The 25,575-nt window shown below is 66.8% G+C and carries 26 protein-coding genes and 1 pseudogene; 17 read left to right on the top strand and 10 right to left on the bottom strand.

Annotation, left to right across the window (positions count from 1 at the left end; translation table 11 throughout):
* Positions 1 to 109 precede the first annotated feature (109 nt).
* From U5805_RS10235 to U5805_RS10215, 5 genes are all read left to right on the top strand, one after another.
* Positions 110 to 1,567: an aldehyde dehydrogenase family protein gene (locus U5805_RS10235; protein ID WP_322103352.1), complete on the top strand. Its 1,458-nt coding sequence runs from the start codon at positions 110 to 112 to the stop codon at positions 1,565 to 1,567.
* 69 nt (positions 1,568 to 1,636) lie between these two features.
* Positions 1,637 to 2,116: a heme-binding protein gene (locus tag U5805_RS10230; protein ID WP_322103351.1), complete on the top strand. Its 480-nt coding sequence runs from the start codon at positions 1,637 to 1,639 to the stop codon at positions 2,114 to 2,116.
* Positions 2,117 to 2,171: 55 nt separating this feature from the next.
* The gene (locus U5805_RS10225) at positions 2,172 to 3,203 is read left to right on the top strand and encodes a 2Fe-2S iron-sulfur cluster-binding protein (protein WP_322103350.1); all 1,032 of its coding nucleotides are present in this window, start codon (positions 2,172 to 2,174) and stop codon (positions 3,201 to 3,203) included.
* On the top strand, positions 3,200 to 4,153 hold the full coding sequence (locus tag U5805_RS10220) for an ornithine cyclodeaminase family protein (protein WP_322103349.1): 954 nt from the start codon (positions 3,200 to 3,202) through the stop codon (positions 4,151 to 4,153). The genes U5805_RS10225 and U5805_RS10220 overlap by 4 nt, the downstream gene beginning before the upstream one ends.
* Positions 4,150 to 5,850: an MFS transporter gene (locus U5805_RS10215; RefSeq protein WP_322103348.1), complete on the top strand. Its 1,701-nt coding sequence runs from the start codon at positions 4,150 to 4,152 to the stop codon at positions 5,848 to 5,850. The genes U5805_RS10220 and U5805_RS10215 overlap by 4 nt, the downstream gene beginning before the upstream one ends.
* Positions 5,851 to 5,915: 65 nt before the next feature.
* On the opposite strand, the pseudogene U5805_RS10210 reads toward U5805_RS10215, so the two are convergent.
* Both U5805_RS10210 and U5805_RS10205 read right to left on the bottom strand, forming a co-directional pair.
* Positions 5,916 to 6,048, bottom strand: a pseudogene (locus tag U5805_RS10210) (FadR family transcriptional regulator); the annotation flags it as partial.
* A gap of 27 nt (positions 6,049 to 6,075) precedes the next feature.
* Entirely contained in the window at positions 6,076 to 6,501 is a 426-nt protein-coding gene (locus U5805_RS10205; RefSeq protein WP_322103347.1) for a hypothetical protein, read from the bottom strand.
* Positions 6,502 to 7,117: 616 nt separating this feature from the next.
* Here U5805_RS10205 and U5805_RS10200 point away from each other — a divergent pair.
* Both U5805_RS10200 and U5805_RS10195 read left to right on the top strand, forming a co-directional pair.
* Entirely contained in the window at positions 7,118 to 7,879 is a 762-nt protein-coding gene (locus U5805_RS10200; protein ID WP_322103346.1) for an SDR family oxidoreductase, read from the top strand.
* Positions 7,880 to 8,046: 167 nt separating this feature from the next.
* On the top strand, positions 8,047 to 8,940 hold the full coding sequence (locus U5805_RS10195; protein WP_322103345.1) for an alpha/beta hydrolase: 894 nt from the start codon (positions 8,047 to 8,049) through the stop codon (positions 8,938 to 8,940).
* Between the two features lie 45 nt (positions 8,941 to 8,985).
* Here the strand turns inward: U5805_RS10195 and U5805_RS10190 are convergent, their stop codons facing one another.
* A complete protein-coding gene (locus tag U5805_RS10190; protein ID WP_322103344.1) occupies positions 8,986 to 9,645 on the bottom strand; it encodes an NAD(P)-dependent oxidoreductase in 660 nt (219 codons plus the stop codon).
* Positions 9,646 to 9,711: 66 nt separating this feature from the next.
* Between U5805_RS10190 and U5805_RS10185 the strand changes: the two genes are divergently transcribed.
* Positions 9,712 to 10,710 carry a LysR family transcriptional regulator gene (locus tag U5805_RS10185; protein WP_322103343.1) on the top strand — a complete coding sequence of 333 codons (999 nt, stop codon included), beginning with the start codon at positions 9,712 to 9,714 and terminating at the stop codon, positions 10,708 to 10,710.
* 27 nt (positions 10,711 to 10,737) lie between these two features.
* Here U5805_RS10185 and U5805_RS10180 read toward each other — a convergent pair whose 3' ends face one another.
* Entirely contained in the window at positions 10,738 to 11,304 is a 567-nt protein-coding gene (locus U5805_RS10180; protein WP_322103342.1) for a TetR family transcriptional regulator, read from the bottom strand.
* A gap of 81 nt (positions 11,305 to 11,385) precedes the next feature.
* On the opposite strand from U5805_RS10180, the gene U5805_RS10175 reads away from it, so the two are divergent.
* Entirely contained in the window at positions 11,386 to 12,291 is a 906-nt protein-coding gene (locus U5805_RS10175) for an SDR family oxidoreductase (protein ID WP_322103341.1), read from the top strand.
* Between the two features lie 63 nt (positions 12,292 to 12,354).
* Here the strand turns inward: U5805_RS10175 and U5805_RS10170 are convergent, their stop codons facing one another.
* The 3 genes from U5805_RS10170 to U5805_RS10160 form a co-directional block, all read right to left on the bottom strand.
* The gene (locus U5805_RS10170; protein WP_322103340.1) at positions 12,355 to 12,993 is read right to left on the bottom strand and encodes an isochorismatase family protein; all 639 of its coding nucleotides are present in this window, start codon (positions 12,991 to 12,993) and stop codon (positions 12,355 to 12,357) included.
* A gap of 124 nt (positions 12,994 to 13,117) precedes the next feature.
* On the bottom strand, positions 13,118 to 14,491 hold the full coding sequence (locus tag U5805_RS10165) for a dicarboxylate/amino acid:cation symporter (RefSeq protein ID WP_322103339.1): 1,374 nt from the start codon (positions 14,489 to 14,491) through the stop codon (positions 13,118 to 13,120).
* A 158-nt stretch (positions 14,492 to 14,649) separates the two neighbouring features.
* Complete coding sequence (locus tag U5805_RS10160; RefSeq protein WP_322103338.1) at positions 14,650 to 15,816, bottom strand: mandelate racemase/muconate lactonizing enzyme family protein; 1,167 nt, start codon at positions 15,814 to 15,816, stop codon at positions 14,650 to 14,652.
* 122 nt (positions 15,817 to 15,938) lie between these two features.
* Between U5805_RS10160 and U5805_RS10155 the strand changes: the two genes are divergently transcribed.
* Positions 15,939 to 16,898: a LysR family transcriptional regulator gene (locus tag U5805_RS10155; protein WP_322103337.1), complete on the top strand. Its 960-nt coding sequence runs from the start codon at positions 15,939 to 15,941 to the stop codon at positions 16,896 to 16,898.
* Positions 16,899 to 17,007: 109 nt separating this feature from the next.
* Positions 17,008 to 17,631 (top strand): ATP-binding cassette domain-containing protein, encoded by a 624-nt coding sequence (locus U5805_RS10150; RefSeq protein WP_322103336.1) that lies wholly within the window; start codon positions 17,008 to 17,010, stop codon positions 17,629 to 17,631.
* Positions 17,632 to 17,786: 155 nt separating this feature from the next.
* Here the strand turns inward: U5805_RS10150 and U5805_RS10145 are convergent, their stop codons facing one another.
* Positions 17,787 to 17,942, bottom strand: coding sequence for a hypothetical protein (locus tag U5805_RS10145; protein ID WP_322103335.1), 156 nt, complete (start codon positions 17,940 to 17,942; stop codon positions 17,787 to 17,789).
* Between U5805_RS10145 and U5805_RS10140 the strand changes: the two genes are divergently transcribed.
* The 6 genes from U5805_RS10140 (at position 17,941) to U5805_RS10115 (ending at position 24,324) form a co-directional block, all read left to right on the top strand.
* Complete coding sequence (locus U5805_RS10140; protein WP_322103334.1) at positions 17,941 to 18,798, top strand: ABC transporter ATP-binding protein; 858 nt, start codon at positions 17,941 to 17,943, stop codon at positions 18,796 to 18,798. The genes U5805_RS10145 and U5805_RS10140 overlap by 2 nt on opposite strands.
* Positions 18,795 to 19,613, top strand: a complete 819-nt coding sequence (locus tag U5805_RS10135) for an ABC transporter permease (protein WP_322103333.1) — start codon at positions 18,795 to 18,797, stop codon at positions 19,611 to 19,613. The genes U5805_RS10140 and U5805_RS10135 overlap by 4 nt, the downstream gene beginning before the upstream one ends.
* A complete protein-coding gene (locus tag U5805_RS10130) occupies positions 19,610 to 20,593 on the top strand; it encodes an ABC transporter substrate-binding protein (RefSeq protein ID WP_322103332.1) in 984 nt (327 codons plus the stop codon). The genes U5805_RS10135 and U5805_RS10130 overlap by 4 nt, the downstream gene beginning before the upstream one ends.
* Positions 20,594 to 20,679: 86 nt before the next feature.
* On the top strand, positions 20,680 to 22,035 hold the full coding sequence (locus U5805_RS10125) for an amidase (RefSeq protein ID WP_322103331.1): 1,356 nt from the start codon (positions 20,680 to 20,682) through the stop codon (positions 22,033 to 22,035).
* Positions 22,036 to 22,086: 51 nt separating this feature from the next.
* A complete protein-coding gene (locus tag U5805_RS10120) occupies positions 22,087 to 22,752 on the top strand; it encodes a GntR family transcriptional regulator (RefSeq protein WP_322103330.1) in 666 nt (221 codons plus the stop codon).
* A 66-nt stretch (positions 22,753 to 22,818) separates the two neighbouring features.
* Positions 22,819 to 24,324 carry an amidase gene (locus U5805_RS10115; protein WP_322103329.1) on the top strand — a complete coding sequence of 502 codons (1,506 nt, stop codon included), beginning with the start codon at positions 22,819 to 22,821 and terminating at the stop codon, positions 24,322 to 24,324.
* Positions 24,325 to 24,341: 17 nt separating this feature from the next.
* Here the strand turns inward: U5805_RS10115 and U5805_RS10110 are convergent, their stop codons facing one another.
* Positions 24,342 to 24,620 (bottom strand): hypothetical protein, encoded by a 279-nt coding sequence (locus U5805_RS10110; RefSeq protein ID WP_322103328.1) that lies wholly within the window; start codon positions 24,618 to 24,620, stop codon positions 24,342 to 24,344.
* A 604-nt stretch (positions 24,621 to 25,224) separates the two neighbouring features.
* Entirely contained in the window at positions 25,225 to 25,497 is a 273-nt protein-coding gene (locus tag U5805_RS10105) for a hypothetical protein (protein WP_322103327.1), read from the bottom strand.
* Between the last annotated feature and the right edge of the window lie 78 nt (positions 25,498 to 25,575).

Genomic DNA, 25,575 nt, shown 5'->3' with positions numbered 1-25,575 from the left:
TCGGCATCGCCGCGTGATGCCGTCAGCGCCGGGCGTAGCCGCCCGGTCTTTCCGTTCGTGCGATGGCGCGGCGTTCGCCATCGCGTAGCAGGGTTAGAGGGTGTGTGTCATGAGCGAATCCGCGACTGTTTTCAAGAATCTGATTGCGGGAGAGTGGACGGCCAGCGTGAGCGGCAAGACTTTCCCGAACGTTAATCCCGCCGATACGCGCGACGTGGTCGGTCATTTCCAGGCATCGGCGGTCGAGGATGCGCAGGCCGCGATCAGCGCGGCATCGGCGGCATTCGCGAAGTGGCGCCGCACGCCGGTCTCCGCGCGCGCGAAGATCGTCAACAAGGCAGCCGACTGGCTCGAAGCGCACGCCGACGCGTTTGCGCTGGAATTGACGCGCGAAGAAGGCAAGCCGCTCACGCAAAGCCGCGACGAAATCCTGCGGTCCGCCCAGGTGCTGCGCTTTTACGCGGTCGAAGCGCAGACCTTCACCGGCGAAACCTTCCCGAGCGACGACCCCGAGCAACTGGTGTACACGCAGCGCGAACCGCTTGGCGTCGTCACCGTCATCACGCCGTGGAATTTTCCGATCTCGATTCCGGCGCGCAAGATCGCGCCCGCGCTGATGGCCGGCAACACGGTGGTGTTCAAGCCGTCTTCGGATGCGCCGCTCATCGGTTGCCGGCTCGCCGAGGCGTTCGTGCAGGCCGGCATGCCGGCGGGCGTGCTCAACTATGTCACGGGCCGCGCGGCCGATATCGGCGCGGCGATCACCGAGTCCCCGGTCGTGCGCGCCGTGTCGTTCACGGGATCGACGGGCGCGGGCGAGCACATCCATCGCTCGGTGCCCATCACCACGCGCACGCAGATGGAACTGGGCGGCAAGAACCCGCTCATCGTCATGGAAGATGCCGATCTCGACCGCGCCGTGGATCTCGCCGTCAAGGGCGGCTTTTCGCTGAGCGGCCAGGCATGCACGGGCACGAGCCGCATTCTCGTGGTCGAGCCGGTACGCGAGGCGTTCACGGCCAGGCTCGTCGAGCGCGTGAAGCAGCTCAAGGTCGGCAGCGGCGTGACGCCCGGCATGGACCTCGGGCCGCTCGCGAACCGCAAACAGCTCGATACCGTGCTCGGCTACGTGGCTGCGGGCAAGGAAGAGGCCACGCATCTGATCGGCGGCGAGCACCTGACGGGCGAGGGTTTCGAGCATGGCTACTACGTCACGCCCGCCGTGTTCGCCGACGTGCCCGGGAACGCGCGCATCTATCGCGAGGAAATTTTCGGGCCGGTGCTGGCCATCGTCGCGGCAAAGGATTTCGACGATGCCATGGCGAAAGCCAACGACACGGAATACGGTCTTTCGGCCGCCATCGCCACGTCGAATCCGCGCTACATGCATCGTTTCGCCGACGAGATCGAATCGGGCACCGTCAAGATCAACCGCACGACCACGGGCAACGTGACCAACGCGCCGTTCGGCGGCTTGAAGCGTTCGAGCACGTCCACGTTCCGCGAGTCGGGCCGCGCGGGCCTCGAGTTCTATACGCAGATCAAGACGGTTTATCGCGGTCTCTAAACGTCTATCACGTTGCGCGCGCCGAGCGCGCGATGCGGTCCACACAATCATTCAAGCGGAAAACGCAACATGAAAAGTTCCTTCAGGCTCGAACTGGCCGAAGCGCGCGCGATGGCGCGCGCGGCGCTCGAGCGCGCCCAGGCGATCCACGTTCCCGAGTCGGTTTGCATCGTCGACGCAGGCGGTTATCCGCTCGTGCTCGAACGCATGGACGACGCGCGCATCACCGGTCCGCAGATCGCCTGGAACAAGGCGTTCACGGCGGCGGGCCACAAGCGCTCGACGCATCTCTTCACGAAAGCGCCCAACGGTCCCGCGCTGCCGGGCAACGAGGCGTTCGGCATTCAGTTGAGCTTCGAAGGGCGCTTCGCGGCGTTCGTCGGCGGCTTTCCGGTCGTGGTGAACGACGAGGTGATCGGCGGCGTGGGCTTGAGCGGCGGCAACGGCGAACAGGACACGCAATGCGGGCTCGCGGCGCTCGAAGCGCTGCACGCGCTGCTCGCCGCCGCGGGCCACCGCGTGCTGGTGGAAGCCGACATCAAGAAGTAACGCTGTCCGCCGCGCGGTTGGCTGGCGGCCCCTTGTTTCGATAGAGATTGGCACGATGGTCTATCAGATTGAGATCGCGGAAACCGGCGAGCGCTTCGACGCGCAAGCCGACGAATCGCTGTTGCAGGCGGCGGCGAGCGCGGGTGTGGCGCTGCCGCACGATTGCCGGCTAGGCGGTTGCGGCGCGTGCCGCGTGAAGGTGATCAGCGGCGCGCTGGAGTACGAGGAATTCCCGTTCGGGCTCTCGCAGGAAGAGGCCGACGCGGGCTTCGCGCTCGCCTGCCAGGCGCGGGCGCGCAGCAACATGGTGATCGGCGCGGGCCATGCGGGCGCGGCGGTTTCCCCGCCCACGGTGGTCGAAGCGCGCGTGATCGAGGTGAGCGCGCTGGGGCCGGACGTGCGGCGTCTCGCGATCGCGTTGCCGCAATCGCTCGAACTGCGCTTCAACCCCGGCCAATACGTGAACGTGCTGCTGGAAAACGGCGCGCGCAGAAGTTTTTCGATGGCCTCGGCGGCAGGCGTCGCGGCGCTCGACTTTCACATCAAGCGCGTGCCCGGCGGCCGCTTCACCGACACCGGACTCGCGGCGTTGCGGCCGGGCGACCGGCTCGACATCGAGCTGCCGCTCGGCACCTTCCGCTTTCACGCGGAGGACTACCGGCCGCTCGTGATGGTCGCCACCGGCACGGGGCTCGCGCCGGTCAAGGCCATGCTCGAATCGCTGATGGACGATCCCGACTGCCCGCCCGTCTCGCTGTACTGGGGCGCGCGCTCGCAAGCCGATCTTTATCTGCACGACGAGATCCTGCAATGGGGCGCGCGCCTCTACGAATTCCGCTACGTGCCGGTGCTCTCGCGTCCGCACGAAGGGTGGAGCGGCCGAAAGGGTTACGTGCAGCACGCCGTGTGCGAGGACTTGGCCGATTTGTCGGAGCATGCGGTGTATCTGTGCGGGTCGCCCGCCATGATCGACGACGCGCGGCGGCAGTTTCTCCAACGCGGCGCGAGCCTCGACCATCTGTATGCCGACAGCTTCACGTTCCAGCACGAAACGGCGCTGCGGGTTCACGACAGGGAGATTTCATGATTCATTTGACGGATGCGCAGATCGACGCGCTCATCACGATCGACGATGCGATCCCGGCGCTCGAACGCGGGTTTCGCGCGCTCTCCGAAGGCAACGCCGCCGTGCAGCGCCGCGTGCGCACCGAAGCCGCGGGCGTGAAGCTTTCCACGCTCGGCGCCGTGGTGCCCGAACTGGGCGTGGCCGGCGCGAAGGTGTATTCGACGATCTCGGGGCAATTCAACTTCTCGATCGTGCTGTTTTCGACCGTGGACGGCAGCCTGCTGGCCACGCTCGACGCGAACGCGATCACGCGCCTGCGCACCGCCGCGACGACGGTCGTGGCCGTGCGCGCGCTGGCGAAACCGGGCGCGCGCAGCGTCGCCGTGATCGGCACCGGCGTGCAGGGCCGCGCGCACGCGCTGGCGCTGGCCGCGCATACGAAGCTGCGCTCGTTTCGCATTGCCGGGCTCGAAGGCACGCGCGAGCTTGCGGCGGCGGTTGCGGCAGCCGGTTCGACGCGCGGCATCGAAGCCGGCGTGTGCGACGCGAGCGAAGCGGTGCGCGGCGCCGACGTGATCGTGACCGCGACGCGCGCAACGGGCGCGCTGTTCGACGGCCACGCGGTCGCGCCCGGCGCGCTCGTCGCCGCGATCGGTTCGAGCCTGCCGCACACGCGCGAGCTCGACGACACGCTCGTGGCGCGCGCGTCGCGCATCGTGGTCGAACTGCGCGAGCAGGCGCGCGAGGAAGCGGGCGACTTGCTGCTCGCGCCGCCGGGCGCGTTCGACTGGAACGATACGGTCGAACTCGGCGACGTGCTGACGGGCCGCGCTTCGGGCCGCGCCTCGGACGACGATATCGTGCTGTACAAAGCCGTGGGCATCGGCTTGCAGGACGTCGTGCTGGCGGGGCTCGCCTGGCAGCGGCATCTCGCGCGCAACGCGACGAGGCCGCTGGACGCCGTGCAATGAGCGCAGCGCCGGAAGCGGGCCGCGCGGCAGACGAAACGTCGGCGCAAGCGCCGCTCGAAACGTCGGCGAGGGCCCAGGCGCAAGCCCAGGCGAAGGCCGAAGGCGCGCGCTCGTTCCGGCAGTCTCTGCTCGCGATGCTGGGGCTGTCCAGCGTCGTCATGATGGTCGCCATCGACCAGACCGTGGTCGGCACGGCGCTGCCCTCCATCGTCGCCGATCTTCAGCGCTTCGATCTCTACGAGTGGGTGGCCACGGCGTATCTGCTGACCTCCGTGATCACGGTGCCGGTGTTCGGGCGGCTCGGCGACTGGCTCGGGCGCAAGCCGCTCATCGTCGTGGCGATCGTGCTGTTCACCTGCGCCTCGGTGCTGTGCGGCGTGGCCGGTTCCATGCCGATGCTGATCGCGTGCCGCGCGTTGCAAGGCGTCGGCGGCGGCATGCTGGTGGGCACCTGCTTCGCGTCGATCCCCGACCTCTTTCCCGATCCGGTCCGGCGGCTGCGCTGGCAGGTGCTGTTTTCGAGCGCCTTCGGCCTCGCCAATGCAGTCGGGCCGTCGCTCGGCGGCTTTCTGAGCCAGCACTGCGGCTGGCGCTGGGCGTTCCTCGTGAATCTGCCCGTGGGCCTCGTGAGCCTCTATCTCGCGGCGCGGCATCTGCCGCACATCCGGCACGTCCGGCACGTCAGCATCGCGCGCCTGAACGCCGACTGGCGCGGCGCGTTGCTGATCGCGCTCGCGCTCGGCGCGCTGCAACTCATGGTGGAAGCGGCGGGAAGCGTGGGAAGCGCGGGAAGCGCCGGCGGCGCGGCGCGCGTCGGCCTGTATGCGTCGATGGCGGCCGTCTGCATGGCAGCGCTCGTGCGCGAGGAACGCCGCGCGGCGGACCCCGTCATTCCGCCGGGCTTGATGCAGGATCGCGCGACGGTCGTGCTGCTCGTGCTTTCGATGCTGATGGGCGTCGCCATGTTCGCGCTGCTCTTTTACGTGCCGCTGCTGTTGCAAGGCGGCGTGGGGCTCGACGCGAGCGAAGCGGGCGTCGTGGTCACGCCGCTGGTCGTCTGCATCACCGTGGGGACGATCGCCAACACGCGCGTCGTCACGCGCCTGGAGCGGCCGAATGCGTTGCTCCATCTCGGCTTCGGCTCGCTCGGCATCGCTTGCGCGGCAATCGCCTTGGTGGACGGCGGGGCGCGCGCGGCGTTGATCGCCGCGATGGCGGCGGCGGGAATCGGCATCGGTTTCGTCATGCCGAATCTCACCGTGTTCGTGCAGCAAGTGGCCGGACGAACGCGGCTGGGCATTGCGACCGCGTTGATCCAGTCGTCGCGCATGGTGGGCGGCATGCTGGGAACGGCGGTGGCGGGCACGGCCGTTCGCCGTCTCTACGTCGCGGGGCTGGACCGCGCGCGGCTCGCGCCGGTGGGATCGTCGCCGCCTGCGTGGCGCGTTGCCTTGCACGATCCGCAAACGCTGATGTCGACGCAAGCCGCCGCCCGCTTCGTCGCGCAAGCCGACGCCGCGCGCGCGAACGGCGAGGCGCTGCTCGCGCTGGCGCGCGCGGCGCTGCTGCATGCGGTGCAATCCTCGCTGCTGGGCGTGGCGCTGTTGATGGCGGCGGCTTGCCTCGTCGTGACCTTGCTGCCGTCGATTTCCGTGACCGGTTCGTCGAGCGCGGGCGATCGGGGCGCGCGCGGTTAGCGCTTCGCTGACGCGTGGGTTCGCGTATGCCGCAACGCGGCTTGCGGCGCCGTTCGCCTAACGCCCGCCTGCGTGAATTCGTCGATCACGCGCGCGCGATGCGCCTGCATGCGCCTGCATGAGCGTGCGCGCCGCGTTGGCGTCGCTCGCCAAGATCGCCGCATAAATCCGCCGACGATCTTCCTGCGAAGCCGCGCGCCGGCGGTCGCGTCGTTCCGCCGCCTGTCAGTGCCCGTGAGCCTGACGCCATCCGGCATCCTTGCGAATGCGGCGGCGCTGCGTGCCGGTGTGAAAGCCTGCCGCGACGATAAAGAGAACGCCGGCGAAGGGCCAGCTATAGGTCGCGAGCGCGAAGCAGAACCAGAAGGCGTCCTGCGGCGAATACGCGTGGAGTGCGAGGAAGAAACAGGCGGCTGGCAACATCAGCAGACACAGCGCCGTCCAGTTCAGGAAAACCGCGACTCGTGCGTTCTTGTGCGTTTCAGCGTGCATGCCCGTCTCCATAAGGAATGGCACTGTGACGTAGAGTCGCACGGTGATTCTGGCGCGCAAACATGGTGATATCCCTGGTGCGCGCGACGTGATGCCATGCAGCAACCCATGCCGCGACGCATCAATCGGCGCGGCGAAAATGCCGGATTCAGGCGTCATTGCGGCGAGGGTCCATTGCCATGAAGGACGCGACGTTAAGCGGCTGCACAATAGCGTGCACAACGATATCGCTCATGCAGCGAACCGGGCCGCAAAGACGCGGCCGGAATTGCTGCGGATAAATATTTGGAGTGCGTAGGAACTGTGGCTTTCGAAGCATGAATAGCGCTGCAAAAAGGCGTATGGCGGCGCGCGGCATCGCAGCGAGATCGTCTGCAAACGTGTAGCGCGTGCGCCCGATTGGCATTGCAATGCAATTAGTTGGGATCACGAAACGTCGTGTCGACGGCTCGCTCACGGCATTCGCGCGCATCGCGTGGCAGGCAGCGCGGCGGCGACCATGGCGACTGGAAATCGGGCGCGCCAAGGCGGGGCGTCGCGCCGTGCATGACGCAACGCGGCGCTCGTTCAGCGCCGAATAGGCGATCTCGATGCCGGGCCGAGCGTTAGGGCTCACGCGAACCGCACAGGAGATTTGCTAACGTGAAGCGGCAGATTTTCTGGTTTGTTCGGTCGCCGCCAGATGGCTATGCTTTTCCCCGCGCCGCCGGTTGGCGTTGCCTCCCGCTCTCGACCCCTTCACGCCCCCTTCACGCCCCTTATGGACGTACGAAAAATGGAATCCGCCTCGCACGCGCCGCTCATGCTGATTACGGGCGCAAGCCGCGGCGTAGGTGCCGCGACCGCGCGTCTTGCCGCCGCGCAAGGCTACGATGTCGCGATCAGCTTCCTCTCCAACGAGTCCGCGGCGCTCGCCATGGCAGCCGACGTGCAGGCGCTCGGGCGTCGCGCGTTGCCCGTGCGCGCGGATAGCGCCGACCCCGAGCAGGTCGCGAGCTTGTTCGCGGCAATCGACCGCGAGTTCGGCCGCATCGACGTGCTGGTGAACAACGCCGCGATCATCGCGCGGCAGTCCCGGCTGGAAGATCTGGAGTTCGCGCGAATGCAGCGCATTTTCGCGGTCAATTCCATCGGCCCCATCTTGTGCGCGCAGCAAGCGGTAAAGCGCATGTCGACCCGTCATAACGGGCGCGGCGGTTCCGTCATCAATGTATCGTCGGCGTCGGCAAGGCTCGGTAGTCCTAACGAATATGTCGACTATGCGGCGTCGAAGGGCGCGCTCGAAACTTTCACGACCGGTTTCGCCAAGGAAGTCGCGCGCGAGGGAATTCGCGTGAACTGCGTCCGCCCCGGCCATATCTACACGGAAATGCACGCGAGCGGCGGCGAGCCGGGGCGCGTGGATCGCGTCAAGGACACGATTCCCATGGGGCGGGGCGGTCAGCCCGAGGAAGTGGCGCGGGCGATCCTGTGGCTCGCAAGCGCGGAAGCGTCCTTCATTACCGGCACTTTTCTCGACGTGACGGGCGGCAAGTGAGCGGCGAGACATGACGATAACCAACAGCAACAGGCGATCACCAACGATAACCGGCTATAGCCCGACGATGACCGGCCATGCGTCCGCGTGCCCGCGCGGCCCGGCGAATTCGGCGAGAATGAAGCCTACGCCGTGACGCCCGCACGATCTCATACGAAGGAGGCTCCATGCTCGAACATGCCGCGACCCCGCTGCTCGACATCGCTTATGAAGAGCAAGGCAATGCCGATGGCTGGCCCGTCGTTCTGCTGCACGGTTTCCCTTACGACATCCACGCTTACGACGAGGTGACGCCGCTTTTGACCGCTCAGGGCGCGCGCGTCGTCGTGCCGTATCTGCGCGGCTACGGGCCGACGCGTTTCCGTTCGCCTGCCACGCCGCGCTCGGGCCAGCAGGCCGCGCTCGGCGCCGACTTGCTGGCGCTGCTCGACGCGCTTCGCATCGAGCAAGCCGTGCTCGGCGGCTACGATTGGGGCGGCCGCGCGGCGTGCATCGTCGCGGCGCTGTATCCGTCGCGGGCGCGCGGGCTGGTATCGGTCAACGGCTACAACATCCAGAATATCGCCGCCGCCGCGCAGCCTGCCGACCCCGAGAAAGAGTACCGGATGTGGTACCAGTATTATCTTCACGGCGAGCGCGGCCGCGCGGGGCTGGCGGAAAACCGGCGCGCGTTCTGCCGTCTCCTGTGGGCGTTATGGTCGCCGGCCTGGCGCTTCGACGACGATTGCTACGCGCGCTCGGCAGCGGCGTTCGACAACCCCGATTTCGTCGACGTGGTGGTGCATTCCTACCGGCACCGCTTCGGGCTGGTCGCGGGCGATCCCGCATTCGAGGCGATCGAGCGCCGCCTTGCCGCCATGCCGCCGATCACCGTGCCCACGCTCACGCTGGAAGGCGATGCCGACGGCGTGTCGCCGCCCGGTGGACGGCAGGCCAACGCAACGCGCTTCACGGCGCGCCACGAGAATCGCATCGTCGCGAACGCGGGCCACAATTTGCCGCAGGAAGCGCCGGAGGCGTTCGCCGCGGCGATTCTCGACGTTCACGCATGGGGCGGTTGAATCGGCCGCGCGTTCGGCGTTCCGGTACGGCCGGCTTCGCGCTCCTTACGCCTCGCGCGCGGCGGTAAAGCGCGCCTTGATATGGCGAGGCGTTTCCAGTTCGTCGACGACGGCCACTGCCAGGTCCGCCACCGCAATTCCGGCCGGCTTGCCGCCGTCCATCAGCAGATCGTCTTTGCCGAGGCGATAGCGGCCGGTTCGTTCGGCATCCTCAAGAAAAGCGGGCGGGCTCACGAACGTCCAGTCCAGCGCCGTATTGCCGCGCAATGCGGTCAACGCGTCGCGGGCCGCTTTCGCGCCCGGCACGATGTTCGGCGGAACGTGGGCGAGGAAGGCTTCGGTGTCGACGAGTTGCACGCCCGGCGCCACGAACAGGCTGCCCGCGCCGCCGATAATCACGAGGCGCCGCACGCCGCCGGCCTCCACGCCGCGCACGATCGCGTCGTTGCCGCGTAGAAAGTTGTCGAAGAGTTGCGGGTCGTTCCAGCCGGGATTGAACGCCGAAACCACGGCGTCGTGACCTTGCACCGCGCTCGCGACCGACTCCGGGGAATACGCGTCTGCGCTCACGATGGCGAGGCCGGGTTGCGGCTCGACGCCGCCGCTGCGGCGGACCATTGCCGTGACTTCGTGCCCGCGATGAAGCAGCTCTCGCAGCAGCGCCTTACCGACAAAACCCGACGAACCGATCAGTGCGACTTTCATGGAAATCTTCCCTTAAGGTGGTGTCAGGGAGGTATGCTACCGGGCCGCTAGCGACTTTATAATACGGTGAAAACTACTATCTCCTTTAAGTCGGGCTTCAAGATGGGCGACCTGCGCCAATTGGTGGTTTTTGCGGAAACGGTTTCCAGCGGCTCGATGAGCGCGGCGGCGGCGCGGCTGGGCATGACGCCTTCGGCGGTGAGCCAAACCGTCAAGGCGCTGGAGCGGCAGTCCGGCGTGACGCTGCTGCATCGCTCCACGCGCAAGCTCACGCTCACCGAAGATGGTAAGCAGTGCTACGGGCATTGCCTGCAATTGATGGCGTCGTGGAAAGCGGCGGCCGACTCGCTCACCCAGGCGCGCGACGCGCCCACGGGCGAGTTGCGCATTGCCGCGCCGCTGGGGCTGGGGCCGCACATCGCGCCCGCGCTGGCTTCGGTGCTTTCCACCTGGCCGCAGCTTCGCCTGCGAATGCTGGTCAGCGACGACATGGTCGATTTGATCGACGCCCGCGTGGACCTCGCAATACGAATCGGCAAGATGGCGGATTCGGGCTGGACCGCGCAGAAACTCTGCGAACTCGAAACCATCATGTGCGCGTCGCCCGCGTATCTGGAGCGTCACGGCACGCCCGGCAGCCCTCGCGCGCTGAGCGGCCATCACTGGATTGCGCTCGAACGCGAGGTGGAGGCCGCGCGCTCCACGGGCGCTTCGGAAGGCGCGATGCCGGTGATACCCGTGACGCTTTTCAACGAGCGGCGCGCGAAGCACACGGTGCATGCGGCGGTGCGCGTCGTCAGCACCTCGCAGCCCACGGTTCAGCAGATGTGCGAGGAAGGTCTGGGAATCGCGCGCCTTTCGTATATCGAGGTGCTGGATGCGCTTGAGCGTGGGACGCTCGTGCATGTTCTGCCGAAGTGGACGTTTCCCGCGCTGCCCGTCGCGCTCGTCACGCCGCGCAAGGACGGCCAGCCCGCCAAGGTGCGGGCGGCGGTCGATGCGCTGCGCGCGTACTTTCGCGATTTGCCTGCGTTGCGCGCGGCCGCGCGCCTGTCCGTCGATTGAACGTTCGCGCGCCGGGCCGCGAACCGCTCAACCGCCGGCGAGCGCCCGCAGCCGTGCGAGCGATTCGTCGACGATCTCGCCGTAGCCGCGCTGCTCGGACTCGCTCACCCACTGCATGAACGCGACCCGAAACACGGCCATGCCCGCCTCGGCGGCGAGGCTCGCATCCGGGCCGTCCACGCCGCGCTCGCGCAGCGCCGCGGCGAGCGCGGCGGACAGCGTCGCCAGCTTGATCAACTCGCGCTCGTGCAACTCCGGGTTGGCCGCGATCACCGCGTTGCGCACGCGCGCGAAAGGCCGGCGCTCCTCGTTGAAGAAGTCGGCCGCTTTCGCGAGCGCCGCCGCGACGGCATCGACCGGCGAGGCTTCGGCCGGCGCGCCGGCGAGCGCATCCACCATCGTCTTCTGCAACTGCTCCGAGCCGTTGAACAGCACTTCGCGCTTGTCGGCGAAGTAGCGAAAGAACGTGCGCGCGGTCAGTCCGGCGCGCTGCGCGATGGCCGCCACGGTCGTGCGCTCGAAGCCGATCTCGCCGAACAGCTCGATGGCCGCCACGAGAAAGCGTTGTTCCGAATTGGGCTCCCAGCGACCCATGTTGCTCCCGCAAAAGTGTTGACACAGTGTGACATCATAGCGCTATACTGATGTCACTCAATGACATCAATGGAGCATCCCATGCGAATTCTCGTCACCGGCGCCTCGGGCTGGATCGGCTCGGCCAGCGTCAAGGAACTCATCGGCGCGGGGCATCGCGTGCTCGGATTGGCCCGCAGCGAGGGCGCCGCCGCGAAAATCGCGGCGCTGGGCGCCGAGGTCGTGCGCGGCAGCCTCGACGACCTCGACAGCTTGCGAGCCGCCGCCGCGCAGGCCGAAGGCGTCGTGCATCTGGGCTACAACCACGATTTTTCGCAGATGGCGGCCGCCGCACAAACCGACCGCGCGGCCATTGGCGCCTTTGCCGACGTGCTGGAAGGCACGGGCGGGCCGTTGCTGATCGCCTCGGGCACGTTGGGGCTCGCGCAGGGCCGCGTGGGCACCGAGCAGGACAGGCCGGCCGGCGGCGGCCATCCGCGCATCGACAACGCCGCCTACACGTTGGGGCTTGCCGGGCGCGGCATCCGCTCGATCGTCGTGCGCTTCGCGCCCACGGTACACGGCGCGGGCGGCGACCATGGGTTCGTCGCGGTGCTGGCCCGCATCGCGCGCGAAAACGGCGCTTCGGCGTTTATCGGCGAAGGACAAAACCGCTGGCCCGCCGTCAACCGGCTCGACGCCGCCAGGCTCGTGAGTCTTGCGATCGACAAGGCGAAGCCGGGCACGGTCCTGCACGCCGTGGCGGAAGAAGGCGTCGCGACGCGCGAAATCGCCGCGGCGCTCGGCGGCTTTCTGGGCGTGCCGGTGGAGTCGATTCCCGCCGATCGCGCGCAGGCGCGCTTTAACTGGCTGAGCCTGTTCTTCGGCGCCGACATTCCCGCGTCCAGCGCGCAGACGCGCGCATTGCTGGGCTGGAAGCCCACGCACCCGACCTTGCTCGAAGATATCGCGGCGGGCCACTATCCGGGAAACAGCGCGGGCCAGTAGTAGCACGGGGCAGTAGCGCGGGACAGTGAGCGCGGGTTGCCGCCGCTCACTGTCCCGCGCGAGTCACTGCGGAAACCGGATCATGCCCGAGCGCGTGAGCGTGACGTTCTTGCTCACGTTGGCGGGCGCATTGGCGAGCACCCACGCGGTGGCGAGTTCGCCGAACGGCTCCTTGCTCGACATGCCGTCCGTCGCCACCACGACCTTGAAGCCGCGCAACGCCGCCTCGCTCGCGGTGTACAGCACGGCGCCGTGCGCGAGCGTGCCGACCACGATCACGGTCTGAATGCCGCGCGCCTTGAGCGCCGCTTCGAGGCGGGTGTTGAGAAACTTGTCCACGCCCGACTGCACGACGGTTTCGTCGCCCTTCGCGGCGATGACGGGCGGCACCGCCGCGAGCGTGCCCGTGCTGGTCAGGCTGTAGACCGTCATCAGGTTCGCGCGGCGCGCCTCGCGCAGCAGACCGGCGACAGGCGCCAGCGACGCGGCGCAGGCGGGGCGCTCCGTCTCGTTGCAAGTGCCGGCGTCGAAATCGAGCAGCAGCAGCGCGGTATGCGCGGGATCGGTGATGGAAACCGGCTTGAGCGCCGGTGGCGGCGGCACCGGCACGGACTGCCACGACTCGACGATGTCGGCTTGCGCCATGCCGCAAAAGAGCGGGCCGAGCGCCAGTGCGCACAGCAGGTTTCGAACGCTACGCATGGGTTCTCCGGATAGCTGCGGGTGAAGGCCGGCCCACGGTGCGTTGGCTTGCCGTTCGAACGCGCGACCGTGCCCGGGCCGCACGATTCTACCGGCCGAACCATTCAGAAACCTGATGGGCGGATCAGCGGCCCCGCGTGCCCGTTGCCGGCTCGCCGGCGGGAAGGCCCGAGGGCAGCCGCAGCCCGGCGGATTCGGGCACGTCCTCGCTCGCTTCGGCCGCGCTTTCGCCGGGCTCGCGATCGAGCACCGCACGCGCGCGGTCGATATCCATCGCGCCTTCCCAGCGCGCGACCACGATCGTCGCCACGCCGTTGCCGATCAGGTTCGTCACCGCGCGCGCCTCGTTCAGAAAGCGGTCCACGCCCAGCAGCAGCACGAGGCCCGAAACCGGAATCTTGTGCATCGAGGCGAGCGTCGCGGCCAGCGCGACGAAACCCGCGCCCGCCACGCCCGCCGAGCCTTTCGACGTGAGCAGCAGAACGCCCAGCACGATGAGCTGATCGAGCAGCGTCATGGGGATGTTCATCGCCTGGGCGACGAACAGCGCCGCCATCGTGAGGTAGATCGCGGTTCCGTCGGCGTTGAACGTGTAGCCCGTCGGCAGCACCATGCCGACGACCGGCCGCGAGCAGCCGAGGTTCTCCATCTTGATGAGCATTTGCGGCAGCACGGCTTCGGTCGAAGCGGTGCCGAACGTGATGAGAATTTCGTCGCGGATATAACGCAGATACTTCCAGAGCGAAAGACCGCACAGCCGCATGACGAGCCCGAGCACGACGGCGACGAAAATGATCGACGTGAGATAGAGGCACAGCATCAACTCGCCGAACGACGCGAGCGTGCCGAGCCCGTATTTGGCGATGGTGAACGCCATGCCGCCGAACGCGCCGACCGGCGCGACGTACATGACGATGCGCACGACGCCGAACATGCCTTGCAGGAACATGTCGAGCATGTCGACGAGCGGCGCGGTGCGCGGGCCGAGCTTAGCGAGCGCGATGGCGAACAGCACGGAGAAGAAGATGATCGGCAGGATTTCGCCGTTCGCGAACGCGCCCACGATGCTGTTCGGCACGATGCTCATGAGAAAGCCGAGCGTCGTGTGGTCGTGCGCCGCGTGCGTATAACCGGCGATCGCCGCGCTGTCGAGATGCGTGGGGTCGATGTTCATGCCGCTGCCCGGCTTGATCGCGTTGACGACCACGAGCCCGACGAGCAGCGCGATGGTCGACGCCGCCTCGAAGTAGAGCACCGCCTTGACGCCCACGCGGCCCGCTTCGTGCAGGTCGTTCATGCGCGCGATGCCCACCACGACCGAAGCGAAGATGATGGGCGCGAGCAGCATGCGGATCAGCTTGATGAACAGGTCGCCGAGCGGTTTGAGCGCGGCGCCGGTGTCCGGGTAGAAGTGGCCGACGAGTATGCCCGCCACGATGCCGATCAACACCTGGACGTAGAGCTTCGAGAGATATTGCTTGAGTTTCCGGGGCCGCATGTCTGTCTCCTGAGCATGGCGCCTTCGATGTGAATCCGCCGACCGCCAACCGCCATGCGTGCGGCGATTGTGTTTCCGGTCGCGGCTCGGCTTGCCGTCGTGCGTCGCGTGTCGAAGCGCCGGCCACGGCGGCCGGCGCGCGCCGCCCGCGCCCGGCGTCAGGCCGACAGCTTCTGCATTTCCACGATCAGGTCGGCCTTGCCCTCGAAGCCGATGCCGGGCATCTCCGGCAGGGTGATGTAGCCGTTGTCCACTTTCACGCCGTCGGGGAAGCCGCCGTAGGGCTGGAACAGGTCGGGATACGACTCGTTGCCGCCCAGACCGAGGCCCGCCGCGATGTTCAGCGACATCTGGTGGCCGCCGTGCGGAATGCAGCGGCTGGGCGACCAGCCATGCTGATGCAGCATGTCGAGCGTGCGCAGATACTCCACGAGGCCGTAGCTCAGCGCGCAGTCGAATTGCAGCCAGTCGCGGTCCGCGCGCATGCCGCCGTAGCGGATCAGGTTGCGCGCGTCCTGCATCGAGAACAGGTCCTCGCCGGTTGCCATCGGCTTGTCGTAGTAGTTGCGCAGCGTGGCCTGCAACTCGAAGTCGAGCGGATCGCCCGGCTCCTCGTACCAGAACAGGTCGTACTGCGAGAGCGCCTTGGCATACCGGATCGCCGTATCGAGATCGAAGCGGCCGTTGGCGTCCACCGCGAGTTTCTGGCCGTCGCCGAGCACGCTCAGGATGGAGTCGATGCGGCGCAGGTCCTCGTCGAGCGACGCGCCGCCAATCTTTTTCTTCACCACCGTGTAGCCGCGATCCAGATAGCTGCGCATCTCGTCCTTCAGCTTGCCGTGATCCTGGCCCGGATAGTAATAGCCGCCCGCCGCATAGACGAAAATCCTGCGGTTGGGCTGGCCGTTGCCGTAACGATCGGCCAGCAACTGAAAGAGCGGCTTGCCTTCGATCTTGGCCACCGCGTCCCACACGGCCATGTCGATCGTGCCGATGGCCACCGAGCGCTCGCCGTGGCCGCCCGGCTTTTCGTTGGTGAACATCGTCGCCCAGATCTTGTGCGGGTCGAGATTGTCGCCGGCTTCGTTGACGAGCGACGCGGGATCGGCTTCGAGCAGACGCGGAATGAAACGCTCGCGCATGAGCGTGCCCTGGCCGTAGCGGCCGTTCGAGTTGAAGCCGTAGCCGACCACGGGCTTGCCGTCGCGGATCACGTCGGTGATCACGGCGACGAGGCTCAGCGTCATCTTGCTGAAGTCGATATAGGCGTTGCGGATCGGCGAACTGATCGGAACGGTTTTTTCGCGAATCTCGACGATTCTCATGGCGTCTCCTGGTCTGACACGTTTGTTGGCTCGACGTGCATGGCACGGCTGCGATGGGAGGTGGCATAGCCCCGGCAGCGCCGCCTATACTTCACCGCAATTCATTTCATTTTTTACCAAAAGTGAGAACTGATTCGACTTCCGATTTCGAGTTCTTCGTGCAGCTCGCGAAGCCGAAAAGCCTTTCCGGCGCGGCGCGTTCGATGGGCATCACGCCGCCCGCGGCCACCAAGCGGCTCGGCATTCTCGAAGAAAGATTCGGCGCGCGGCTCGTCAACCGCACCACGCGCAGCGTGAGCCTGACGCCCGAAGGCGAGACGTTCGCGCGCTACGCCTCGCAGATTCTGGAGCAGGTGCGCGAAATGGAGGACGCCATCTCCGGTTCGCCCGCCGACCCGCACGGGCGTTTGCGCATCAACGCCACGCTGGGTTTCGGGCGCACCACGATCGCGCCGCTCGTGTCGGAGTTCGCCAAACGTTATCCGCACGTCGACATCCAGTTCGTCGTGACCGACCGGCCCGTCGATCTGGTCGAAGGCGCGTTCGACATGGCCATCCGTTTCGGCGAGCTTCCGGACCAGCGCTTGCGCGCGCGGCGGCTCATGAGCAATCGCCGGTTCCTGTGCGCCTCGCCGAAGTATCTGGAGCGGCACGGCGTGCCGCGGCGCATGGAGGATCTGGCCGATCACCGCTGCATCATCCATACGCAAAACGACGACGCATTCGGCGTCTGGCGATTCATGCAGAACGATCATCTGGAGGCGCTGAAGGTGAACGGCTCGCTTTCCAGCAACGACGGCGACATCGTGCTGCGCTGGGCGCTGGACGGTCACGGCATCTTGATCCGCTCCGAGTGGGATCTCGCCAAGTATCTGCAAAGCGGGCGGCTGCGCCTCGTGCTGCCCGAGGTCGTGCTGCCTTCCGCCGACCTGTTCGTCTACTATCCGGGGCAGCGCAACGAGTCCACGCGCGCGCGGGCGTTCATCGACTTTCTCGTCAAGCACTTCGAGGCGCCGTTCGTTCCTGTCGATGTGGGCAAGATGGGCGCGGAGCGAAAAAAACCGAGGCGCACGAAGAGTTGATGGTTTAGCCGCGGGGCCGGCTTCGGGCTGCTGCGAAGCCGGCCCCGATTGTGCGAACATGCGGGTTTCGACGCCCGCGCCGGCCGGCAGCAAGACAACTCACTTCACCATGCTTCGATTCGAAAACCTCGGCAAACGCTACGGCGAGCACGTTCTCTTCCAGGGGCTTCACTACGCGGCGGCGGCCGGATGCGTGGCGCTGTGCGACGAAACCGGCAGCGGCAAGTCCACGTTGCTCGGCATTCTCGCGGGCGCCGTCGGTGCCGACGAAGGCGAGGCGTGGCTTGGCGGCCATTCGCTGCGCACCGCGCCGCTCGCGGCGAAACGCGCGTTGACCTACGTGCCCGACGACTGCATGACGCAACCGCTCCAGACCGGCCGGGCATTTCTTGAACGCGTCGCGTCGGCGAGAAAAACCGGCGTCGACGCGCGCACGCTCGAACTCGCGGAGCGTTTCGGTCTCGCGCCGCATTTCGACAAGCGTTTCGAGCAAATGTCGTTCGGCTCGCGCAAGAAGTTCTTCCTCGCGGCGGCCGCCCTGGGCGAGCCCACCGTCGTTATCGCGGATGAACCGGGCAGCGGCCTCGACGCCGCCGCGCGCGCCGTTCTGGGCGATCTGTTCAAGACGCTGGGCCAGGACCGCGTGGTCTTTTTCTCGAGCCACGATCCCGCGCTGGCACGCGCTTGCGAAGCCAGGGTGGTCAGCTTCGCCGGGCTTCGAAGCCCGGTTTGATCGAGCGGCACGGCGCGAGCCGTACCCGTGCGCTTGCGGTGCGCGTTCCGGTTTCCGGCATGACCGTCGCGCCGCCTCCCCCCACGCGCATTCGCGTTTCGTAAGCCGCGTTTCACGCGCACCACCATCGTCCCATCACGCGCTGAAGGCGTGCGTCATGCCGCTTTTTCGAGGCATGGCGCACCAGAGCCGGGCAGGCAATTCCCCAATTGCGCATTCATTTTTTTTCTACTTGCGCCGCGTTTTTTTGATTGTGCATTATGCGTTGTGCACAGCACAAACGCACACCACGTACCGATGGAGATGTCCATGAGTCTCTCTACCTTAGCCGCTACGCCAGGCGCGGCCGCAATCGAGACGACGCGCGCGTCGGGTACGGACCGCCTCAAGGTCCAGCAACTCAGCCATTCGTTTCGGACTGCCGATGGAATCGACGTGCCCATCTTCGAGCGCCTCGATTTCAGCGTGAAAAGCGGCGAGATCGTTTCGATCGTCGGGCGCAGCGGCGCGGGCAAGAGCACGCTGTTCAATCTCGTCTCCGGGCTCATCCGGCCGCAGTCGGGCCACGTGAGCGTGGGCGCGCGCGAGGACGGCGGCGCGGGACGCATTGCCTACATGCTGCAAAAAGACTTGCTGATGCCGTGGCGCACCGTGTTGCAGAACGCCGTGCTCGGCATCGAGTTGTATCGCAAGGTCAAGCCCGCCGACTACGATCGCGCGCGCCAGATGCTCTCGCGCTACGGCCTGGGCGCCGTTGCCGACGCTTATCCGCATTCGCTTTCCGGCGGCATGCGTCAACGCGTGGCGCTCACGCGCACGCTGCTCGTCGATCCGACGCTGGTGCTGCTCGACGAACCGTTTTCGGCGCTCGACTACGAAACGCGGCTCGCGCTCGAGGACGACGTCATGGCGCTGCGCGAGCAGAGCGGCACGAGCGTCGTGCTCGTCACGCACGACATCGAGGAAGCCATCGCGGTGAGCGACCGCGTGATCCTGCTCGGCGGCCGCCCCGCGCGCATCGAGGACGATATCGACGTGCGCCTCACCACGCACGGCCCGCGCACGGCGGTGTCGGCGCGCGAGGCGCCCGAATTCCGCACTTTCCACTCGCGCGTCTGGAACGGACTGCGCAGCCATACCATCCAGCACTCGGGAGCGACGGCATGAGCGACGTAGCGATCTCCTCCAATGCGCCCGCGCGCCGGCGCGCGAAGCCGCGCAGCGCGGCAAGGCTCGGCACGACCGGCGCCGTTGCGCTCATCGTGATCGCGCTGATCGGGTTGTGGCAGATGGCCGTTTCGGCGGGCTGGATCAACGGCAAGCTGCTCGGCTCGCCCGCGGGCATCTGGCTCGCCGCGCAGCAAGGACTGGACAGCGGCACGCTCGTGAGCGACACGCTCGTCACGCTTTATGAAACCGTGCTCGGCCTCGTGGTGGGCAGCGGGCTCGGCATCGCGCTCGGGCTTTTGCTGTGGTTCGTGCCGCGCGTTTCCGGCGTGGCCGAAGGTTTGTCAGTCATCCTGAACAGTATTCCGAAGATCGCGCTCGGGCCGCTCATCGTCATCTGGTTCGGCTCGGACATGACCTCGAAGGTGTGGCTCGCGGGCATTTCCACCTTCGCCGTGGCGATGATTTCGTCCTGTGCCGCCGCGCGCGAAGTCGACAAGGACTTGCTCAACCTGTTCCGCTCGTTCAACGCCAAGCCTTCGATGATCTTCACCAAGCTCATCCTGCCGGGCGCGATGCCGTGGGTGTTTTCCACGCTGCGCGTGAATATCGGCTTTGCGTTGATCGGCGCGGTGGTGGGCGAGTACATCGCTTCACAGGCGGGGCTGGGGCACGAGGTGTTCGTCGCGGGGTCGCTGTTCGATCTGAACACCGTGTGGCTCGGCATCATCGTGCTCACGCTGATGGCGACGCTCTTGAGCTGGGTCGTTCAATTCACGGAATCAAAGGTCATTTCATGGAAGGCAAAACGATGAAACGGATGAACGTGCGCATGGGCGCGATCGCGGCTGCCGTGGCGGCCGCCGTGACGGGGATCGCGGTGCAATCGCCCGCGCAGGCGGCCGAGCCGGTGACGGTGTATCAGGCGTTCCAGTCGATCCAGTATCTGCCGCTTTATGTGGCGATCGACAAGGGCATCTTCGCGAAGAACGGCCTCGACGTGAAGAAGGTGACGGCGGGCAGCGGCGCGGCCGGCGTGGCGGCCGTGATCGGCGGTCATGCGGACTTCTCGCTGCAAGACCCGATGACGGCCGTGCTCGCCAATCTCAAGGGCGCGAGCGTAATCAGCGTGGCGAACGTGGTGGCGGGCGTGCCGGTGTGGGTGATCGCGCCGCCCGACGCGGGCGTGCATCAGCCCGGCGACATGGCGAACAAGAGCGTGGCCGTGGCGCTGCCGCCTTCCACCAGCACGTATCTGCTGCAAGGGCTCATCAAGGACCAGAAGATCGAGAAGGTGTCGCTCAACACCGTGCAGCTCGGCACCGAACTCGCGCCCGTGACCGCGGGCCGCAGCCAGGCGGCTGCCGTGTACGAGCCGCAGGCCGATACGGGCATCGCGCAGGGCTACAAGATCGTGTATGGCTTCCCGAAGGCGTATCCGGGCGGCTACGCGTTCTCGACGCTCGACGCGCTGGCTTCGACGATCAAGGACAAGCCGAAGATGGTGGCCGCGTTCGTGAAGTCGATCGGCGAGGCGGAGGCGCTCATTCATCAGTCGCCGCAAACGGCCAAGGACGTTGCGAAAAGCGAGTTTCCGTCGCTCGACGCGAAGATCGTGGAAGCGGCCGTGGGACGCCTGATCGACCAGAACATCTATGCGCCCACGCCCGAGATTTCGGAGCAGGCGTTCCGCAACGCGCTGGCGCTCCAGGAGTCGATCGGCAATATCAAGCCGGGCGCGGCCACGTATGCCGGTTCCGTCGACAACTCGTTTGCCGCCGCGCTCGCGAAGTAACGCGCACGCCAAGGCGCATTCATATCGCCGGCGATAACCCATGCGTTCGCACGCTGGCGTGCGAACGCTTCGAATGGAAGGGCACCATGACCGAAGCCAACCCGTCGTTCGTGACGGCGCTGATCGCGCAACGCGGCAATGTCGCCGCGAGCCGGGAGCGCCTCGACACGGCGATCGCGCGCGCCGATGCGCTCGAGCCCGCGCTGCACGCCTTCACGTATCGTCCGCGTTCGTACGTCGAGCCGGATGCATGCGCGCCGCTCGCGGGCTTGCCCGTCGGCGTGAAGGATTTGATCGACACGAGCGACATGCCCACGAGTTACGGCTCGCCGATCTATCGCGGCCATCGTCCCGCGGCCGACGCCGCCATCGTGACGAAGCTGCGCGAATACGGCGCGCTCTTGTTCGGCAAGACCGTGACCACGGAATTCGCGTGGCGGCAACCCGGCCCGACCGTGAATCCGTGGCGCGAGACGCACACGCCCGGCGGTTCGTCGAGCGGCTCCGCGGCGGCCGTGGGCGCGGGCATCGTGCCGCTCGCCCTGGGCACGCAAACCGTGGGGTCGGTGATTCGTCCCGCCGCGTATTGCGGCGCGGTCGGCTACAAGCCGAGCTACGGCAGCATCTCGCGCGAAGGCGTGCATCCCCTGGCGGCATCGCTCGATCACATCGGTTTCTTTGCGCAGTCGGTGGAAACGGCGGCGCTCGCGCATGCGTTGTTCGTGGCCGGGCGTCCCGAAGCCATCGACACCGTGGCCGCCTGGCAAACGTGGTTCGCGCCGCTGGCCGCGCCGCCGCGCCTGGGCGTCGTGCGCACGCCGTTCGACGCGCGCATGCAGGACGCGCAGAAGGCGAACTTCGAGGCGTCGCTCGCGCGCTTGCGCGCGGCCGGCGCGGATATCGTCGAAATCGGTTTTGGCGCGGACCTCGCGCAGATCGTCGATGCCTTGCACGTCATTCTGCGTGTCGAAGCGTGGCACGCGGTGGGGCCGGCGGCGCAGACGCATCGCGCGCAATTGAGCGAGCCCATGCGCGCACTGATCGACGAAGGCGCGGCCATGCCCGAGGCGCGCTATCGCGACGCGTTGGCGTTGCAGGCGAAGCTGCGCGCGGAATCGGCGGCGCTGCTCGCGGGCTGCGACGCGCTCGTGAGCGTGCCGGCAACGGGGGCCGCGCCCGAAGGACTCGACGATACCGGCGACCCGGTTTTCTGCGCGCCGTGGAGCCTGCTGGGCGTGCCCGCGGTCACGGTGCCCTCGGGCTGGACGGAGCAGGGCTTGCCGCTGGGTTTTCAGATTATCGGCGCCTATGGCGAGGATCTGGCGGCGCTGCGCGCGGCGGCGTGGGTGGAAAGCGCGATCGGCGCGCGGCGCGATCTCGATCCCGGCCGCGATGCCGAACGCGATGCCGGCCTTCGCGCGCGCTGCGAGGCCGCCGCCTGAACTTCGTCGTGGCCGTGCATGCCGCGGCCGGATCACAATCGGGGAGACATCATGGGCAAGCCGTATCGCACCATTCAGGAATACGTGCTGGGCACGCTGCGCGTGGAGATTCTGCAAGGCGTCTATGCGGCGGGAACGCGGCTGCGTCAGGAGGAAGTCGCGAAACGTCTGGGCGTGAGCACGACGCCGGTGCGCGAGGCGTTTCGCGATCTGCGCGCGGAAGGGCTGGTGGCGATCGACCCGAATAAAGGCGTCGAAGTGCGCGGCTTGACCGCCGACGACGTGAGCGAGATTTACGAGCTGCGCATGATGCTCGAACCGATGCTCGCGGCGCGCGCGTGCCTGCATGCGAGCGCCGCGCAACTCGAAACCGCGCGCACCTGCCACGAGGCGATGAGCGCGGTCGCGCCCAGTTCGGAGCAATGGACGCTGCTCAACGAAGACTTCCATCAGGCGTTGATGCAAAGCGAAGCGAGCACGCGGCTGTTCGACGTGGTGCGCGGGCTTTCGCTGCTGGCGCGGCCTTATGTTTCGCTGTCGATGTACGTGCAGCCCGATATCATGGCGAGCAACAACGAAGAACATGCGCAACTGCTCGAGGCGTGGCGCGCGCGCGATACGGAGGCGGTGCGCGAGCAGACGCGCGTGCATCTGCTCAATACGCGCGATGCGATCGTTGCTTGCGTCGATCAATCGGCGCGTGCGCTTGCTGCGTAATCTGCTGCGTAATGTCCTGCGTGATCGCGTGCTTGCCCGTTTTTCCGCCTACTTCTCACGACCCGAATGCCTGAAGCCCTGCTGGAATTGTCCGCCGTGGAGGCGCGGCGCCTGATCGGCGCGGGCGAGCTTTCGCCCGTTGAATTGCTCGACGCGTGCCTCGCGCGTATCGAAGCCGTCGAACCTTCCGTCAACGCGCTCGCGGCCACCGCGTTCGAGCGCGCGCGCGACGAGGCGCGCCGCGCGCAGGAAGCCGTGGCACGGCGCGAGCCGCTTGGGCTGCTGCACGGTTTGCCGATCGGCGTGAAGGATCTGGAGGAAACGGCCGGCTTGCTCACGACGTATGGCTCGCCGCTTTACCGCGATCACGTTCCCGGCGCCGACAACGCGTTCGTCGCGCGCTTGCGCGCGGCGGGCGCGATCGTCGCCGCGAAAACCAACACGCCCGAGATGGGCGCGGGCGCCAATACGCGCAACGCGGTGTGGGGCGCGACCGGCAATCCGTTCGATCCGCGCCTGAACGCGGGCGGCTCGTCCGGCGGCTCGGCGGTGGCGCTCGCGACCGGCATGCTGCCGCTCGCCACGGGCTCCGACCTTGGCGGCTCGCTGCGCATTCCCGCCGCGCTCTGCGGCGTGGTGGGCTTTCGGGCGTCGCCGGGTTTCGTGCCTTCCGCGCATCGCTGCCTGGGCTGGGCGCCCAACTGGACCAGCGGGCCGATGGGGCGCTGCGTTGCCGACGTGCGCCTGCAACTGGCCGCCGTCGCGGGACACGCGCCCGGCGATCCGCTGAGTTACGACGCGGCGCTCGACGCACACGCGGGCGCGCGCATCGATCCGGCGACGCTGCGCATCGGCTATACGGAGGACTTCGGCGTTTGCGCGGTGGACGCCTCCATTCGCGCGACGTTTCGCGCGAAGCTCGCGCGCATCGCTCCCCAGGTGAGCGTGTGCGAGCCCATCGATCACGCCGGGCTGGACATGGCCGACGCGCACTCCCTGTTCGACGTCGTGCGCGCGGAGGAATTCGTCGCGGGTTTGCGCGAAACCTACGAGCGCGATCCTTCCTCGCTCGGAGCGAACACGCGCGCGAACTACGAGATGGGCAGCGCGCTCACGCTGGCCGACGTGGCGCGCGCGCAGACGCGGCGCACGGCGCTGTATCGGCGGTTTCAGAGACTGTTCGAGCGCTACGACGTGATCGTTTCACCGGTTTCGCCCGTTACGCCGTTCGCGTGGACCACGCCGCATTGCGCGCGTATCGACGGCGTGGAACTCGAAAATTACTATCGCTGGGTCGCGCTCACTTACGTGGTGACGCTGCTCACGAATCCGTCGATGTCGCTGCCTTGCGGCGTCGATCACGCCGGCATGCCGTTCGGACTCCAGATGATCGGCCCGATGCGCGGCGAAGCAGGCTTGCTCGACATCGCGCAGACGCTCGAAACCGCGTTCGCGCGCGACGAATCGCTTGCGCGGCCCGTTCCCGATCTGCGGAAGTTGCGCGACTCTCGCGCGCAAATGCAGGCGGAATTGCGTGCCATCGTCACGCATCCGCCCGCGGGCCGAGTTTGATCGCGCCTGGCGTGCGGTTAGTGCGCGGCGGGCGACTTCACGCTCGGCGTGGCGAGCGTGTTGTTGGCGCCGGGCGCGGGCGCCGTGGTGGCCGGATCAGCGCCGTTCGTGAGCGCCGGATTGGGCGCGCCGCTGCCGCTTTCCGAATTGGCGGCCGTGGGCGTGCCGTAGCCGCTCGTCGCGTGAGCCGGCGACATGACGCTCGGCGTGGCCAGCGTGTTGTTGCTTTGCGCATACGCGCCTGCCGATACCGCAAGCGCGGCCGCTGCGATCAGGGTGCCGGTGATCTTGTTCATGTCTCGCTCCTGTTTGAATGGAATGAAAATGTGGACGCCAACGATCCTTTTGTAGTTCGCCATAACGATCGTTGCATGCGCGGCACGGGTTTCGGTTCGAAGCGGGTGCGGCAAACCGAACCGGTTCGATAAGCGTGTTCATCAACGCGCTCGATAACCGGGTTCGATAAGCGCATTCAGATAAGCGCATTCAATAAGCGTGTTCGATAACGGCGCGCAAAGCCGCCTGATCCGCGAGTTGGCGGACAAGCAGCGTGCAATGCCGAATAGCGAAAGCGCGGAACCGACTTCGTGCCAGTCAACGCGAAGTGTAGAAAAGTCGGCGCATATAATTAAGCGCATTGTGCGCAATGGTGAGTTTCGATTTTTGACGAATAACCGCGCTGGGAAACCGGTTATTGCAGGTGTCGTTATCCGCGAATGCGGCGCGCGACGCCGAACTTATTCGATACTCAAGCGGCTGCGGTGCGAACGGGCACTGCCGTTTTCGGGATATTTTAATTCGTTATGCGAATGATATCGCGGCGTTGGCCAAACCGATGCGAGCCGTGATTGACGCAGATTTGACACGCCATTACGAGCGCTCACACCACGCGGCGAGCGCTCACACCACGCGGCCGCCAAGCGCTTCTTCCACGATGCGCCGTCCGACGCTATAGCCGCGCATCAACGCGTCGACTTCGGTGGCGAACCAGCGATCGCCGAGGTCCGTCAAACGCATGTCGGGGAAGCAGGGCACGGAACTGTCCGATTTGAAAATCGACACCATGGCGACATAACCGCTGTCGTGCATCTGCATTTTCTTCAGGACCGGCACGGAAATGGATTCCGTGCTGACTCGAATGGCGTACCCCATGTAATCGTAATCGCGTTCCATGCCTGCTTGCTCCCCGTGAACCGGATGCTCGTCGACGAATAACCGTGTCTTTCGGCGTTGGCCGGCACGCTTAACTTC

Origin of the sequence: Paraburkholderia sp. J41 (assembly GCF_905220235.1) — a bacterium.
GTDB lineage: Bacteria > Pseudomonadota > Gammaproteobacteria > Burkholderiales > Burkholderiaceae > Paraburkholderia.
Note: the sequence above shows the minus strand (reverse complement) of the source record. Positions and strands in the feature narration are given on the sequence as shown.